At 65.2% G+C, this 14674-nt stretch carries 13 protein-coding genes; 5 read left to right on the top strand and 8 right to left on the bottom strand.

Features of this window, described 5'->3' with window-relative positions; translation table 11 throughout:
• Window positions 1-21: 21 nt before the first annotated feature.
• Window positions 22-498: a methylated-DNA--[protein]-cysteine S-methyltransferase gene (locus FHR22_RS15025; RefSeq protein ID WP_166944269.1), complete on the top strand. Its 477-nt coding sequence runs from the start codon at window positions 22-24 to the stop codon at window positions 496-498.
• Between the two features lie 30 nt (window positions 499-528).
• Here the strand turns inward: FHR22_RS15025 and FHR22_RS15020 are convergent, their stop codons facing one another.
• From FHR22_RS15020 to FHR22_RS15010, 3 genes are read right to left on the bottom strand one after another with little or no spacing between them, the layout of a single operon-like run.
• Window positions 529-1050, bottom strand: coding sequence for a hypothetical protein (locus FHR22_RS15020; protein ID WP_166944267.1), 522 nt, complete (start codon window positions 1048-1050; stop codon window positions 529-531).
• Window positions 1047-1529, bottom strand: a complete 483-nt coding sequence (locus FHR22_RS15015) for a GFA family protein (protein WP_166944265.1) — start codon at window positions 1527-1529, stop codon at window positions 1047-1049. Before FHR22_RS15015 ends, FHR22_RS15020 begins: the two co-directional genes overlap by 4 nt.
• Window positions 1530-1578: 49 nt before the next feature.
• A complete protein-coding gene (locus FHR22_RS15010; protein WP_166944263.1) occupies window positions 1579-2469 on the bottom strand; it encodes a LysR family transcriptional regulator in 891 nt (296 codons plus the stop codon).
• Window positions 2470-2558: 89 nt separating this feature from the next.
• Between FHR22_RS15010 and FHR22_RS15005 the strand changes: the two genes are divergently transcribed.
• Window positions 2559-3545 (top strand): NAD-dependent epimerase/dehydratase family protein, encoded by a 987-nt coding sequence (locus tag FHR22_RS15005; protein ID WP_166944261.1) that lies wholly within the window; start codon window positions 2559-2561, stop codon window positions 3543-3545.
• 32 nt (window positions 3546-3577) lie between these two features.
• Window positions 3578-4099, top strand: a complete 522-nt coding sequence (locus tag FHR22_RS15000) for a hypothetical protein (RefSeq protein ID WP_166944259.1) — start codon at window positions 3578-3580, stop codon at window positions 4097-4099.
• 11 nt (window positions 4100-4110) lie between these two features.
• On the opposite strand, the gene guaA is transcribed toward FHR22_RS15000, so the two are convergent.
• Complete coding sequence (gene guaA / locus FHR22_RS14995; protein WP_166944257.1) at window positions 4111-5697, bottom strand: glutamine-hydrolyzing GMP synthase; 1587 nt, start codon at window positions 5695-5697, stop codon at window positions 4111-4113.
• A 195-nt stretch (window positions 5698-5892) separates the two neighbouring features.
• Here guaA and FHR22_RS14990 point away from each other — a divergent pair, with 195 nt between their 5' ends.
• Window positions 5893-8364: a TonB-dependent receptor plug domain-containing protein gene (locus tag FHR22_RS14990; RefSeq protein WP_166944255.1), complete on the top strand. Its 2472-nt coding sequence runs from the start codon at window positions 5893-5895 to the stop codon at window positions 8362-8364.
• On the opposite strand, the gene FHR22_RS14985 is transcribed toward FHR22_RS14990, so the two are convergent.
• From FHR22_RS14985 to FHR22_RS14970, 4 genes are all read right to left on the bottom strand, one after another.
• Window positions 8361-9413 carry a glycosyltransferase family 4 protein gene (locus FHR22_RS14985; RefSeq protein WP_166944253.1) on the bottom strand — a complete coding sequence of 351 codons (1053 nt, stop codon included), beginning with the start codon at window positions 9411-9413 and terminating at the stop codon, window positions 8361-8363. The genes FHR22_RS14990 and FHR22_RS14985 overlap by 4 nt on opposite strands.
• Window positions 9410-10291, bottom strand: coding sequence for a UDP-2,3-diacylglucosamine diphosphatase (locus FHR22_RS14980; RefSeq protein ID WP_166944251.1), 882 nt, complete (start codon window positions 10289-10291; stop codon window positions 9410-9412). The genes FHR22_RS14985 and FHR22_RS14980 overlap by 4 nt, the downstream gene beginning before the upstream one ends.
• 144 nt (window positions 10292-10435) lie before the next feature.
• On the bottom strand, window positions 10436-11869 hold the full coding sequence (locus FHR22_RS14975) for an aldehyde dehydrogenase family protein (protein ID WP_166944249.1): 1434 nt from the start codon (window positions 11867-11869) through the stop codon (window positions 10436-10438).
• Between the two features lie 136 nt (window positions 11870-12005).
• The gene (locus tag FHR22_RS14970) at window positions 12006-13652 is read right to left on the bottom strand and encodes an acetolactate synthase large subunit (protein ID WP_166944247.1); all 1647 of its coding nucleotides are present in this window, start codon (window positions 13650-13652) and stop codon (window positions 12006-12008) included.
• Between the two features lie 312 nt (window positions 13653-13964).
• Here FHR22_RS14970 and FHR22_RS14965 point away from each other — a divergent pair, with 312 nt between their 5' ends.
• On the top strand, window positions 13965-14663 hold the full coding sequence (locus tag FHR22_RS14965) for a glutamine amidotransferase (protein ID WP_166944245.1): 699 nt from the start codon (window positions 13965-13967) through the stop codon (window positions 14661-14663).
• The last annotated feature ends 11 nt before the right edge of the window (window positions 14664-14674 follow it).

Below are 14674 nucleotides of genomic sequence, written 5' to 3'. Positions count from 1 at the left end.
GCGAATGACAGGATCACACCCATGACGCATGTTTTCAAAACCATCTGGTCGCCGGTCGGCGAATTGACGCTGGTGGCCGACGCCACGGGGCTGGCCGCGATCTTGTGGGAAAATGACCGGCCCGGGCGCGTCCGGCTGGGGCCGCTGACCGAGCAGCCCGACCATCCGGTACTCGTCGAAACCGAGCGCCAGCTCGGCGAATATTTCGCGGGCACGCGGCAGGCGTTCGACGTGCCGCTGTCCTTTTCGGGCAGCGATTTTCAGAAGCGGGTGTGGAGCGCGTTGCTCACCATCCCGTTCGGCGAGACGCGCAGCTATGGCGAGATCGCGCACCAGCTTGGCAAACCGAGCGCGTCGCGCGCGGTCGGCGCCGCCAACGGCCGCAATCCGATCTCGATCATCGCGCCGTGCCACCGGGTCGTCGGATCGACCGGCAAGCTCACCGGCTTCGCCGGCGGGCTCGACGCGAAGCAATATCTGCTCGAACTCGAACGATAGAGTCTGTCCTGAAGAGATAGGCGCGGTGGCTCAATCGATCAGGCACACCGTCCCGGCCCAGATGTTGGTGACGAGGCCGTCGATACCGTCGATGTCGAGCGTCCCGGTCAGGCCGTCGCCGGCCCCGAACAGCAGCCCGAGCGAGCTGTCCTCGACCGTCACCGCATAAGCGGCGTCGAGCGCCTGCCGCGTCGATCCGACCCCGATGCCTTTCGCGGTGCGCAGCGGCGATGCGGCGCGGCTGATCGTCCAGCCGACGAATTGATCATTCTGGAACGTCAACTGCAAGCCGTCACGATAACCGGTATAGTCGACTGTGCCCGCGCCGCATTCGGAGCTTGATCCCTTTTCGAGCGGGATGCCCTGAACCGCGGCGACTGCGCGTTCGGCGTCGGCGCGCGGGATGCCGAAAGGCACCAGCCGTGCCTTGCCCGACCGGGCATCAACGATCGACAAGCCCTCGGGCGCGAGCGTGGGCGCGGCATGGGGCGCTGCCGCTGCGGGCGGGGACAGCGCCAGCGCGATCCATGGCAGGAAGCGCAGCGGGTTCACGCGGGCCAGCTTTCGGTGTCGTGATCGGGATGCTGATGATTGCTGGCGCGGATCGCGCCGACATAGGCGGCCATCGTCTCCTCGGTCGTGCCTTCGGCTTTCAGCGGCAGCGTTTCGAACAGCGGCAGCCGCGCCTCGAGCCCGAACTGCACCTGCGGCGGAAATTGCGACGGTTCGTCGAACGATCCGGTCGTCAGATTGATGTGCCGGCTGTCGGCATAATCGTAAAGCAGCGGTGTCCCGCATGCCGGGCAAAAGCCGCGCGCCGCCTTGTCCGAGCTGGCGAAGGTCGCGGGTTTGCCGCGTGTCCATGTGATCGCGTCGCGCGGGACGCCGATCAGCGCGATGAAGAAATTGCCCGCCGCCTTCTGGCACATGCGGCAATGGCAGATATGCGACGTGTCGAGCACCGCGGTCACATGATAACGCACCGCGCCGCACTGGCAGCCGCCCGACGCTTCGGTTTCGATCCGGTCCATCCTGCGTCCTCTCTCGGCCTTCGATCATCGCTCTTCGACGCCATGCCCGTCAAGCGCGTCCAAATGCGGCGAATTCTGCCGCCAGATGATCGAACACCGCCCGAACGCGTCCGACGTGGCGCAGATTTTCGTGCGTGACGATCCAGGTGTCGAGCATCGCCACATCATGGCCGGGCAGAACGCGGCGCAGCATGTCGTCGGCATCGCCGATCGGCTGCTGTACCACCGCAATCCCCAGCCCGGCGCGCGCGGCGGCGAGCGCGGCAGGGTGGCTGTCGGTGCGCAGGATGAAGTTCCCCGGACCTGGCTGCGGGAGCATGCGGTCGGCGAGCGCACGGTCGGCGCGGCTGCGGTCGGGGCCGATCAGCCGGTGTGCGGCGAGCTCCTCGATCGTGGCTGGCATGCCGTGTTGCGCCAGATAGTCGCGGTGGGCGTAAAAGCCGACCGCGATCGCGGCGACCTTCTTCGCGACGAGCGCCGCTTGCTGCGGCGGGAACATCCGTACCGCGATATCGACCTGCTGCTCGAGCAGGTCGGCGCCCGCATTGCTGAGGTCGAGTTCGATCGCAACGGCCGGGTGGCGCGCCGCGAGCCGCGTCAGCATCGGGGCGATCACCGCGGTGCCGACGAATTCGGAGACGCTGATCCGTACCGTGCCGGCGGGCTTGGCCATGTCACCCGACGCGGCGCGGACGAACGCGTCCGACGCATGCGCCATCGCGCGCGCCGACGCGCCAACCGACCGCGCCTGCTCGGTCGGCGTCAGGCCATGCACCGACCGCGTGAACAGGATCGTGCCCAGCGTCGCCTCGAGCGATTCGATGCGCGCCCGCACCGTCGGCTGCGACAGCCCCAACCGCCGTGCCGCCGCGGAGAAACTCCCTTCCTCCAGCACCGCGAGGAAGGCGCGCTGATCGTCCCAGCTGATCGGTTTGCTCATAAATTTCTTATGAGCCGATGAAGTCAGAACCGCAATTCCTTTGAGGGTGAGTGCGCCCGATACTCGCGCCATCGACAGGGAGATGTGTCATGCATGGAGAAAAGCTGCTCATCCTGGGCGTCAACGGCACCATCGGATCCGCCATCGCGCGCAAACTGATCGCGCGCGGCCAGCCGTTGCGGGCGCTCGTCCGCGATCCGGGCGCGGCCGCGGCGAGGTGGAACGGCCGGGGCGGGATCGAATGGATCGCGGGCGACGCGATGGACCGGGACGCGGTCGCCCGCGCGGCCGGAGGCGTCGGCACGATCATCCACGCCGTCAGCCCGCCGGGCTATCGCAACTGGAGCGAACTGGTCCTGCCGATGATCGACAACAGCATCGCTGCGGCGCGCGCCACGGGCGCCCGCATCGTGCTGCCCGGTACCGTCTATAATTTCGACCCCGCCGAAACACCGCTGCTCGATGACCATAGCCCGCAGCGTCCGAAGACCGAAAAGGGCCGCATCCGCGCCGAACTCGAACGCCGCCTCGAAGATGTCTCGGGCGAATGCCCGGTGCTGATCGTGCGCGCCGGCGATTATATCGGCCCCGACGCACGGTCGAGCTGGTTCGCGCAGGCGCTGGTCCGGCCCGGCGGCCCCGTCCGCCGCCTGATCCATCCCGGCAAGGGCGCCGGGCACAGCTGGGCTTACCTCCCCGACCTCGCCGACGCTTTCGTGCAACTGCTTGCGATTCCCGACCGGCTGCGTTCGTTCGAGCGATTGCAGTTTCAGGGGATATGGGATCCTGATGGTGCCTTGCTGCCGCGCGTCATTCGTCAGCTGATCGGCCGCGATGTCCCCGAGCACGGTTTTCCCTGGTGGCTGATGCGCGCGCTTGCGCCGTTCGGCGGCTTTCCGCGCGCGGTGCATGATATCGAGCCCTATTGGCGCCATCCGGTCCGCTTCGACAACAGCCGGCTCGTCGAACTGCTTGGCGAGGAACCGCACACGCCGGTCGAGGTCGCGGTCCGCGACACGCTGCGCGCGCTGGGATGTCTTGATGACGCCGCTCCCGCGGCGCCTGTGCCGGCCTGATCCCACCCTGCAATATAGATGGACCATTCATCATGTCCCTGATCTTTTCGTGCTTCCTTGTTCGGGAAACCCTGGCCGTCGCCGCGCTCAACGCCGGCCTCAACGCCGCCTACACCAGCTTCCTGTGGCAGGGGCCGGCATCGCTGACGCTTGGCGGACCGGCCGGAATTGCCCGCGACCTCGCGACGACGCCCATATTCATCGCTTCGCTGTCGACGCTGCTTGGCACCGCCGCCATTCGCAAGAAGCTGGCGTCGGGTGCGGTCGCGGCGCCGCGCCGGATCCGGGGTGCGCCGGTCTTCGCGCAACTGCCGCGCGGCATCCTTTGGCGCTCCTTGACGCTCGCAATTTTCGCGGCCATCGCCTTCACGGCGCCGTTGCATGCCGTGCTCACTTCGGCCGGGACGGCCGGCTTGTCGCTCGGCGCGGGCGTGAGCGCGAAGGTTGCGATCACCTTGCTCTTTTCGCTGCTGCCTGTTCCGATCGCCGTGACGGCGGCGGGGCATGACGCGCGGCGCGCGCTGCCGGTACGGCAGCTTGCACTGTCGACCTGATCAGGCTCCGGTCATTCCCACTCGATCGTGCCGGGGGGTTTCGACGTGTAGTCATAGACGACGCGGTTGATGCCCTGGACCTCGTTGATGATCCGCGTTGCGCAGCGCGAGAGGAAGCTCGCGTCGAAGGGGTAGATGTCGGCGGTCATCCCGTCGGTCGAGGTCACCGCGCGCAGCGCGCAGACATGGTCGTAGGTGCGCCCGTCGCCCATCACGCCGACGGTCTTGACGGGGAGCAGCACCGCGAAGGCCTGCCAGATCGCGTCGTAAAGGCCGGCGCTGCGGATTTCTTCGAGATAGACGGCGTCGGCCTTGCGCAGGATGTCGCAGCGCTCCTTCGACACTTCACCGGGGATGCGGATCGCGAGGCCGGGGCCGGGGAAGGGGTGGCGGCCGACGAAGACGTCGGGAAGGCCGAGTTCCTTGCCGAGCAGGCGGACTTCGTCCTTGAACAGCTCGCGCAGCGGCTCGACGAGCTTCATGTTCATCCGCTCGGGCAGGCCGCCGACATTATGATGGCTCTTGATCGTGACGCTCGGCCCGCCGGTGAACGACACGCTTTCGATCACGTCAGGATAGAGCGTGCCCTGCGCAAGGAAGTCGGCGCCGCCGATTTTCTTCGCTTCTTCTTCGAACACATTGATAAATTCGGCGCCGATGAACTTGCGCTTCTTCTCGGGGTCGGTGACCCCGGCGAGGCCGGCCATGAAGCGTTCCTCGGCATCGACGACGACGAGCGGAATATTATAATGGTCGCGGAACAGGCGCTCGACCTGCTCGCGCTCGTTCATGCGCAAGAGACCGTGGTCGACGAAGACGCAGGTGAGCTGCTCGCCGATCGCCTCGTGGATCAGCACCGCCGCGACCGCGCTGTCGACGCCGCCCGACAGGCCGCACAGGACGCGCTGGTCGCCGACCTGCGCGCGGATTTCGGCGATCTTGGTGGCGCGGAATTCGGCCATCGTCCAGTCGCCCGAACAGCCGCAGACGTGGCGGACGAAATTGGCGATCAGCTTTGCGCCGTCGGGGGTATGGACGACTTCGGGATGGAACTGCGTGCCATAATAGCGGCGTTCGTCGTCGGCGATCAGCGCGAAGGGCGCGCCGTCGCTGACCGCGACGATGCGGAAGCCCGGCGCGAACTGCGTGACCTTGTCGCCGTGGCTCATCCACACCTGATGGCGCTCGCCGACCTCCCACAGGCCGTCGAACAGCACACAGGGCTCGGTGACGGTCAGGAAGGCGCGGCCGAATTCGCCGTCGCGCTCGCCATCGGCGCCGCCGGGTTCGACCTGGCCGCCGAGCTGCTGGCTCATCACCTGCTGGCCGTAACAAATGCCGAGGATGGGCAGGCCGCTGTCGAAGATCGACTGCGGCGCGCGCGGGCTGCCGGTCGCGGGGACCGAGGCGGGCGAGCCCGACAGGATCACGCCCTTGGGCTGCATCCGTTCGAGCGCGGCCTCGGCGGCGCTGAACGGGACGATCTCGCTATACACGCCGGCCTCGCGGACGCGGCGGGCGATGAGTTGGGTCACCTGACTGCCGAAATCGACGATCAGGATGGATTCGGGGGCGGCGGAGTTGGCTGGAGTCGGCATGGCTGGCCGATAAAGAGGCATGGCGCCGCTGTCCAGCGGTCTGGGCAGGGCACCCGTCGAACTTTTGCTGCGCTGCCACATTGTTGCGACAAATGCGACATAGCTGAACCGCAGGCGTTGCCCGGTGTCATGGCGGGTTCAGGCCGCGCCGATAAGAAAAAACAAAGACAGAAAAAATAGAAAGCATCTCTCCCGATGAACACATATCGCCTCGCTCTCTCGATCCGGGCCGCATTGCTTGCGGCGACCGCGATCGCATCGACCCCGGCACTTGCCGCTGACGAACAGGTGGCCGAACCCGCCGTGCCGGTGTCGAATGAAGACGAGGATTATGACGATATCGACGGCGAAGAGATCGTGGTCACGGCGCCGCGGCTCGCCGGGCAACTCGACACCGACTTCGCGGCCGAGGCCGAACTCGATGAAGCGGCGATCGCAAGCTATGGCGCCTCGTCGATCGAGGAACTCCTCGATGCGCTCGAACCGCAGACGCGCTCGGGCCGTGGCCGCGGCGGCGGCCGCCCCGTCATTCTCGTCAACGGCCGCCGCACGTCGGGTTTCGGCGCGGTGCGCAACATCCCGCCCGAGGCGATTGCGAAGGTTGAAATCTTCCCCGAAGAGGTCGCGTTGCAATATGGCTATGCCGCGACCGAGCGCGTCGTCAATTTTGTGCTCAAACCCAATTTCCGGCAAGTGTCGGCCGAAGCCGAGGCGGGTGTGCCGACGCAGGGCGGCCAGTTCAAGAGCGAGTTCGAGCCCGCCTTCATCGCGATCGGGCAGAACGGCCGGCTCAACCTCAACGGCAGCTGGGAGCATCAGACAATGCTGCGCGAAAGCGAACGCGGCCTTGATTATGCGAACGATGCGGCGGGTCAGGCGCTCGCCGCCGGTGCTGCGGCGCGCAGCCTGTCGCCGGCCAGCGATACCTATGTGATCGACGGTACGATGGTGCGCAACATCGACAAGCTGACCGAGGCGTCGATCAGCCTGCGCTTCGACCAGACCGACAGCCTCAGCCTGCTCGGCCCCGGCTCGGGCGGCGCGGCCGACCCGCTGCGCCGTGACAGCCGCAACCAGAACTGGACCAGCTCGGCGAGCGTCAACGGCATGCTCGGCGACTGGCGCTGGTCGGTCACCGGCAATTATGCCGATGCCGACACGCGCACCTTCACCGATCGTGATAGCGGGACGCGCGACCGTTTCGACAGCAGCCAGCAGAGCTTTGGCGCGAACACCAATTTTTCGGGTAGCCTCGGCGACGGCTGGGCTGGGCCGATCCGCGTTTCGGCGACCGCGGGCTATTCGGGGCTGCGCTTCGACAGCCGTTCTGAGCGCGGCGCGACGATCACGACCACCGACCTCGCGCGCGACGTGCCGAGCGCTTTCGGCTCGCTCAACATTCCGCTCCTCGATCCCGACTATAATGTCGGGCCGATCCGGGTGTCGGCGACCTTGAGCGGCCAGATCCAGAAGCCCAGCGATTTCCAGACGCTGAAGAATTGGGGCGCAAACCTCAATTTCAACTTTACCGACAATCTGTCGCTGGTCGCGAGCTTCAACAGCGACGAGGAAGCGCCGACCGTGACCCAGCTCGGCGCCGCGCCGCAGGTGACCGACGGGGTCACCTATTATGATTTCCGCACCGGGCAAACGGTGCTCATCTCGACGACGAGCGGCGGCAATCCCGATTTGCTCGCCGAACGCCGCCGCGATTTCAAGCTCGGGCTCAACTGGTCGCTGCCGATGGTCGAGGGGCTCAATTTCTCGATTAATTACAACAGCAATAAAAGCTATGACACGGCGAATAATCTGCCGCTGCTGACGCCTGAAATCGAGGCGGCCTTTCCCGGCCGCGTCGTCCGCGACGATCAGGGCAATCTGCTCTCGATCGACCAGCGCCCGATCAATTTCGACCGCGCCAGCAATTCGCAGATCCGCTGGGGCTTTAATTTCGGCAAGAGCTTTGGCCAGAAGGAAGAAGGCGGCGGTGGCCGCGGCCGCATGGGTGGCGGACGCCGGAGCGAAGGCGCGGCGCCGCCTGCGGGCGGAGCCGAAGGCCAGGCCGCGCCCCCGTCCGAAGGCGGACGCCCGCCCGCTGCCGATGGCGAGCATCGTCGTGGCGGTGGCGGCTTCCGCGGCGGTCGCGGTATGGGCGGCCCACGCGGCATGTTCGGCGGCCAGCAACGGCAGGGCGGGCGCTGGCAGGTGTCGCTTTATCACACGATCAAGCTGACCGACAAAGTGCTGATCGGCCCCGGCGTGCCCGAACTCGACCTGTTGAACGGGTCGGCGACGGGCAATGGCGGCGGCAGCAACCGCCACCTCGTCGAACTCGACGGCGGCCTGTTCTACAAAGGCTTCGGGTCGCGGGTCAGCGCCAAATATGACAGCGGCAGCAGCATTGTCGGCGGCGCTAACGGCGACCTCAAATTCCACGATCTCGCGACGTTCAACCTGCGTTTCTTCGCCGATTTCAACCAGATGCCAAAGCTGACCGAGGATTTGCCCTTCCTCAAGGGTTCGCGCCTCCGCCTGTCGATCGACAATCTGTTCGACGCGCAGCGCAAGGTCACCGATGGTAGCGGCGTCGTGCCGCTGAACTACCAGCCCGGCTACACCGACCCGCTCGGCCGTTATATCGAGCTCGAATGGCGCAAGGCCTTCTAGGTCTCTAAACGCGTCGCCGCGATGGCGGCGGCGGGGTGCGCGTCGGCGGGGACGAAGGTCAGCGCGCGCAGGAACTGCGCGGTGCAGCCCGACCAGTTGTAGCGGGCGCCGAGCGCGGCGGCGTCGGTGCGCGAACAGGTCAAGGCGCCGGCAATTGCGGCGTCCAGATCATCGTCGAGCACCCCCGCGCCGCCCCGCACGATATCGCCTGGCCCGGGTACCGGATAGGCGGCGACCGGGGTGCCGCACGACAATGCCTCGATGACGACAAGGCCGAAGGTGTCGGTCCGGCTGGGAAAGACGAAGACGTCGGCGCCGGCATAAGCGCTGGCGAGTGCTTCGCCGCCGAGCTTGCCGAGGAAATATGCGTCGGGATGGCGCGCGGCGAGTTCGGCGAGCGCCGGGCCATCGCCGACGATCACTTTCGTCCCCGGCTGCGCGCTGTCCAGGAAAGCTTCGATATTCTTTTCGACCGCGACGCGCCCGACATAGAGCTGGATCGGGCGCGTCAGGTCCGCAAAGGCGGGGTGCGGCGCGCGGCCGGGACGGAACAGCGCATGGTCGACGCCGCGTTCCCACATCATCGTCTGGCCGAGTCCCTGTTCGGCAAGCTCGCGGGCCAGGCTGCGTGTCGCGACCATGATGTGGCGCGCCGGACGGTGGAACCAGCGAATGAAGCGCCAGACGAGCGCGGGCGATAGCGGCAACCGTGCCGCGACATATTCGGGAAAACGCGTGTGATAGGCGGTGGTGAAGGGAAAGCCGTTGCTGAGGCACCAGCGCCGGGCGGCGAGGCCGAGCGGCCCTTCGGTCGAGATATGGATCGCCTGCGGTTCGAACTGCGCGATCATCCGCCCGACCCTGCGCGACCCGGCAAAGGCGAGGCGGATTTCGCCATAGCTGGGGCAGGGGATCGACCGGAACAGGTTGGGCGATATCACCTCGACCTCATGGCCTTCCTTGCGCAGTTCGCCGATCGTCGCCTGCAGCGTGCGGACGACGCCGTTGACCTGCGGCTCCCACGCGTCAGTGACGATCAGGATCCTCATGCCGCCCGCGCCGGGGCGGGAAGCGCGATTGGCGCCGGGGCCGATCGCGCCGCGACCTCTTCGGCCCAGTGCAATATCTCCATCGTGCCGTCGTGATGCTCGACCAGCGCGGTGCAGCCTTCGACCCAGTCGCCGTCATTATAATATTCGGTGCCCTCGATCTCGCGCATCTCGGCGCTGTGGATATGCCCGCACACCACCCCGTCGACCCCGCGCGAGCGCGCGGCGTGGGCGACCACCTCCTCGTAGCGCCCGATGAACTGGACCGCATTCTTGACCTTGTGCTTCGCAACCATCGACAGCGACCAATAGGGCAGCCCGAACGCGCTGCGGATGCGGTTCACGACCACATTGCATTTCATCAGCGCGGTGTAGGCGGCGTCGCCGACGAAGGCGAGCCAGCGGTGCGCGAGCATCACCGCGTCGAATTCGTCGCCATGGACGACGAGCAATTTGCGACCGTCGGCGGTTTCGTGGATTGCCTCGCGGCGGATTTCGACCCCGCCAAAATCGAAGCCGTCGAACGGCTTGCACATCTCGTCATGGTTGCCGGGGACATAAACCACGCGGGTGCCGCGCTTGGCGCGTTTGAGCACGCGCCAGACGACGTCATTATGCTCGGGCGGCCAGAAATGGCGCTTCTTGAGGCGCCAGCCGTCGATGATGTCGCCGACCAGATACAGCGTCTCGCAATCGACATGGTCGAAGAAATCGATGAGCATCGCGGCGTTGCAGCCGCGGGTGCCGAGGTGGATGTCGCTGACCCACACGGTGCGATAGCTCCGCCGCTCGCCGATCACGCGTTCGGGAATATGCGGATCGGTGGTGAACGGATCGGGAAAGCGGGCGGGGATGGGCAGGGTCGAAATCGTGGCCATGTCACACTCCGAAAGCAGCCTTTTGCTGCCCCGGCCTAGACAGGAGATTTGTTACATGCGGAGAATCGAAGCCGCGACAGTTTGAAGAAAATTCGGCGGCGCTTTTGTGACACCGAGTCCCCATCCCGCTTGCGGGAGGGGTGGCTAGACCCGCCGGATCACCAGGTTTCTGATCTCGCTCATATCCTCCATCGCGAAACGCACGCCCTCGCGGCCGAGTCCGCTATCCTTGACCCCGCCATAGGGCATATTGTCGACGCGATAGCTCGACACGTCGTTGACGACGACCCCGCCGACATCGAGCGTGTCCCATGCATCGAGGACCTGATGGATGTCGCGCGTGAAGATCCCCGCCTGCAGCCCGAACTTGCTGTCGTTGACCTCCGCCATCGCCTTGTCGAACTTCTTGAACTTCGACAGGATCGCCAGCGGCCCGAAGGCTTCCTCGCGATAGGCCTTCGACTTGCGATCGACATTTTCGAGCAAGGTCGCCTCCAGCATCGCGCCCTTGCGTTTGCCGCCGGTGAGCAGCTTTGCGCCACCAGCGACCGCTTCCTGGATCCACCCATCGAGCCGCGCGGCCTCCTTTTCGGAGATCATCGGGCCGATGAAGGTATCGCGCTGCTTGGGGTCGCCCGACACCAATTTCTTGGTCTGCTTGACCAGCATGTCGCGGAACTTGTCGTAGATATCTTCGTGGATGATGATGCGCTGCACCCCGATGCACGACTGGCCCGACTGATAAAAGGCCCCGAAGATGATCCGGTCGAGCGCATGCTTGAGGTCGGCGTCCTTGTCGACGATCACCGCGGCGTTGCCGCCGAGTTCGAGGACGATCTTCTTCTTGCCCGCCTTCGCCTTCAGGTCCCAGCCGACGCCGGGCGAGCCGGTGAAGGACAGCAATTTCAGCCGCTCGTCGGTGGTGAACAGGTCCGCGCCGTCGCGCGTCGCGGGCAGGATGCTGAACGCGCCCTCGGGCAAAATGTCGCATTCGGCGAGTACCTCGCCCATGATGATTGCGCCCAATGGCGTCATCGACGCGGGCTTCATCACGAAGGGGCAGCCCATCGCGATCGCCGGCGCGATCTTGTGCGCGGCGAGGTTCAGCGGAAAGTTGAACGGCGAGATGAAGCTGCACGGGCCGATCGGCACGCGCTTCCACATCCCCATATAGCCCTTTGCGCGCGGGCTGATATCAAGCGGCTGAACCTCGCCATAATTGCGCACCGCTTCCTCGGCGGCGATGCGGAAGGTGTCGATCAGCCGCGTGACCTCACCCTCGGCATCGTTGATCGGCTTGCCCGCCTCGACGCACAGCGCATAGGCAAGCTCGTCGAACCGCTCCCTGAAGCGCGCGACGCAGTGATTGAGCACCGCCTGCTTCTCGAAACTCGCCAGCCGCGCCATCGGCTCGGCCGCCCGCACCGCGCCCGCGATCGCCTCGTCGATGATGTCGGGCGTGGCGAGCGCAGTCCTGAACGCGACCTTGCCGGTATATTTGTCGGTGACGATCAGGTCGGTGTTCGGCTGCGCCGCCTTGTTGTTGAGGTAGAGTGGATAGACGTCTTTGAGTTTCATCGGGTATCTCCCCCCTCCCGCTTGCGGGAGGGGTCGGGGGTGGGCCAGCAACGGTGCGGATGGCCCACCCCGCTGCGACTAGCGAACAAGTTCGCAAGTCTCGCTGCCCCTCCCGCAAGCGGGAGGGGATGACAGCTTACAACTCCTTCGACAATTTCTTGATGTCGATATTCAAAATCTGGTCATTCTCCGAATAATCGACCGGGCAGTCGATCAGATGCACCCCCGGCGTACCCAGCGTATGCGCCAGAAGTTCCTTGAGGTGCGCGGCGCTTTCGGCGCGGTGGCCGTGCGCGCCATAGCTTTCGGCATATTTGACGAAATCGGGGTTGCCATAGGTCAGCCCCCAATCCTTGAACCCCATGTTCGCCTGTTTCCAGCGGATCATGCCATAGCTGTTGTCGTTGAGGATGAGCACGGTAAGGTTGAGCCCCAGGCGGACCGCGGTTTCCATCTCCTGGCTGTTCATCATGAAGCCGCCGTCGCCGCAGATCGCCATGACCTTGCGCTTCGGAAAGAGCATCGCGGACATCATCGCGCTGGGCAGCCCCGCGCCCATCGTCGCCAGCGCATTGTCGAGCAGGACGGTGTTCGGCTTGTACGCGGTATAGCCGCGCGCGAACCAGATCTTGTAGACGCCATTGTCGAGGCAGATGATCCCGTCGTCGGGCATCGCGTCGCGCACCGATTGCACCAGATGCGGCGGGAAGACCGGGAAGCGCTCATCCTTCGCCAGCGGGGCCGTATGTTCGACCTCGGCCTTGCGATACGCGAGCAGGTGATCGAATTTCCACCCGCCGTTGGGGACGATATCCTCCTTCATCTGCCACACCGCATTGGCGATATCGCCGATCACTTCGATATCGGGGAAATAGACGGGATCGACCTCGGCGGTCTTGGTCGACACATGGATGACCGTCGGCCCGCCCTGCTTCATGAAGAAGGGCGGCTTTTCGATCACGTCATGACCGAGGTTGACGATGCAGTCCGACGCCTCGACCGCGCGATGCACGAAATCGCCCGCGCTCAGCGCCGCACAGCCCAGGAATTTCGGGTGCCGCTCGTCGATCACCCCCTTGCCGAGCTGTGTCGTCAAAAAGGGAATGCCGGTCTTTTCGATAAACTGCAGCAGCATCCGGCTGGTCATCGTGCGGTTGGCGCCGGCACCGATGACGAGGACGGGCGAGGTGGCCTCCTCGAGCGCCTTCACCGCCTCGCGGATCGACTTCACATCGGCGGTCGGCCGCCGGCTATGGCTGCGCTTCAGCGGCAGGCTGTCGGTATGCTCGTCGGCGATATCCTCGGGCAGCTCGATATGCACCGCGCCGGGCTTTTCCTCCTCGGCGAGGCGAAAGGCTTCGCGGACGCGGCTCGGGATATTGTCCGACGATGCCATCTGGTGGGTATATTTGGTGATCGGTCCCATCATCGCGACGACGTCGAGGATCTGGAAGCGGCCTTGCTTCGACTTCTTGATCGGCTTTTGCCCGGTGATCATCATCATCGGCATGCCGCCGAGCTGCGCATAGGCGGCCGCGGTGACGAAATTGGTCGCGCCGGGCCCGAGCGTCGCGAGGCAGACGCCGGTCTTGCCGGTATGGCGCCCGTAAGTCGCGGCCATGAACCCCGCGCCCTGTTCGTGGCGGGTCAGGATCAGCTTGATCTTTTTCGACCGCGACAGGCTGTCGAGAAAATCGAGATTCTCCTCGCCCGGGACGCCGAAAATATATTCGACGCCTTCTTCTTCCAGGCAGTCGATGAACAGGTCGGATGCTTTTTTCATGCTACAGTCGCCCCCTCAGCCACGCATCATCATGATGCGGCCCCAAGTCATGCCGGCGACCCCTCAGCACTATGTCGACGCAGCGGCTCTCGTCATAAGGCCGCGAGTCCTTGCTGCATCGTAGAGGGTTGTAACCGGCGGCAAAGGAGTTGTCACCCGTCCGCGCCGCACCACCGCTTTGCCGTACTGACCGGCAAACTACGCCTTGCCGACTGAAACTAATTCTAGGCAATAATCGGGTGAGAGATTGTTGACGTCGATAAATTCAATCATTTAAGTTGAGTTCGAAATGCTGGAGTTTGCCGAACCGCGATGACCAAGACGGGTCTGATCATCCGCCATGTGCCGCACGAAGGGATTGCCGGTTATCGCGAGCCGATCGAGGCGGCGGGCTATGCGCTCGACCGGATCGACGTCGGCGATCCCGCCTTCGCCGCGCTGGACCTTGCCGAACCCGATCTGCTGATCATGATGGGCGGCCCGATGGGCGTCTATGAACGCGACCGTCACCCGTGGATTGCTTGCCAACTACGCCGTCTCGCGCGGCGGCTGGAGGCGGACCGGCCGACGCTCGGCGTCTGTTTCGGTGCGCAGATGATGGCGGCCGCCATGGGCGCGCGCGTCTATTCGGGTCCCGCGAAGGAAATCGGCTTCGCCCCACTCATGATCAACGGCCCGCCTTCGCCACTCCGCCATCTGGAAGAAGTGGCGGTGCTCCATTGGCATGGCGACACCTTCGATCTGCCCGACGGGGCCGAACTGCTGGCATCGACCGGCGCCTATGCTCATCAGGCCTTTCGCCGTGGACGCAATATATTGGCGCTGCAGTTCCATGCCGAAATGGGGCTCGACCCGCGGTTCGACGAATGGGTTGATCAATGGCCTGAAGCGATCGTCGAGGTTGGCAACTCGGCGGACGGCATTCGCCGCGACCACACCGCCCACGGTCCCGCCGCCGTCGCTGCCGGGCGGCTTATGGTCGGTGAATGGCTGGCCGAACTCGACGGCTAGGCCCAGAGGGC

The organism is Sphingopyxis panaciterrae, assembly GCF_011762125.1.
Lineage (GTDB): Bacteria > Pseudomonadota > Alphaproteobacteria > Sphingomonadales > Sphingomonadaceae > Sphingopyxis > Sphingopyxis panaciterrae.
The sequence above is the reverse complement of the archived record's forward strand: the minus strand, read 5'-3'. Positions and strand labels throughout refer to the sequence as shown.

What these genes read in the sequence shown, in the direction of transcription:
- guaA (WP_166944257.1), bottom strand. Translation starts at nt 5,697, where the DNA reads ATGCCGACTCCAGCCAACTCCGCCGCCCCCGAATCCATCCTGATCGTC.
- FHR22_RS14965 (WP_166944245.1), top strand. Translation starts at nt 13,965, where the DNA reads ATGACCAAGACGGGTCTGATCATCCGCCATGTGCCGCACGAAGGGATT.
- FHR22_RS15010 (WP_166944263.1), bottom strand. Translation starts at nt 2,469, where the DNA reads ATGAGCAAACCGATCAGCTGGGACGATCAGCGCGCCTTCCTCGCGGTG.
- FHR22_RS15025 (WP_166944269.1), top strand. Translation starts at nt 22, where the DNA reads ATGACGCATGTTTTCAAAACCATCTGGTCGCCGGTCGGCGAATTGACG.
- FHR22_RS14975 (WP_166944249.1), bottom strand. Translation starts at nt 11,869, where the DNA reads ATGAAACTCAAAGACGTCTATCCACTCTACCTCAACAACAAGGCGGCG.
- FHR22_RS14980 (WP_166944251.1), bottom strand. Translation starts at nt 10,291, where the DNA reads ATGGCCACGATTTCGACCCTGCCCATCCCCGCCCGCTTTCCCGATCCG.
- FHR22_RS14985 (WP_166944253.1), bottom strand. Translation starts at nt 9,413, where the DNA reads ATGAGGATCCTGATCGTCACTGACGCGTGGGAGCCGCAGGTCAACGGC.
- FHR22_RS14990 (WP_166944255.1), top strand. Translation starts at nt 5,893, where the DNA reads ATGAACACATATCGCCTCGCTCTCTCGATCCGGGCCGCATTGCTTGCG.
- FHR22_RS14970 (WP_166944247.1), bottom strand. Translation starts at nt 13,652, where the DNA reads ATGAAAAAAGCATCCGACCTGTTCATCGACTGCCTGGAAGAAGAAGGC.
- FHR22_RS15000 (WP_166944259.1), top strand. Translation starts at nt 3,578, where the DNA reads ATGTCCCTGATCTTTTCGTGCTTCCTTGTTCGGGAAACCCTGGCCGTC.
- FHR22_RS15015 (WP_166944265.1), bottom strand. Translation starts at nt 1,529, where the DNA reads ATGGACCGGATCGAAACCGAAGCGTCGGGCGGCTGCCAGTGCGGCGCG.
- FHR22_RS15005 (WP_166944261.1), top strand. Translation starts at nt 2,559, where the DNA reads ATGCATGGAGAAAAGCTGCTCATCCTGGGCGTCAACGGCACCATCGGA.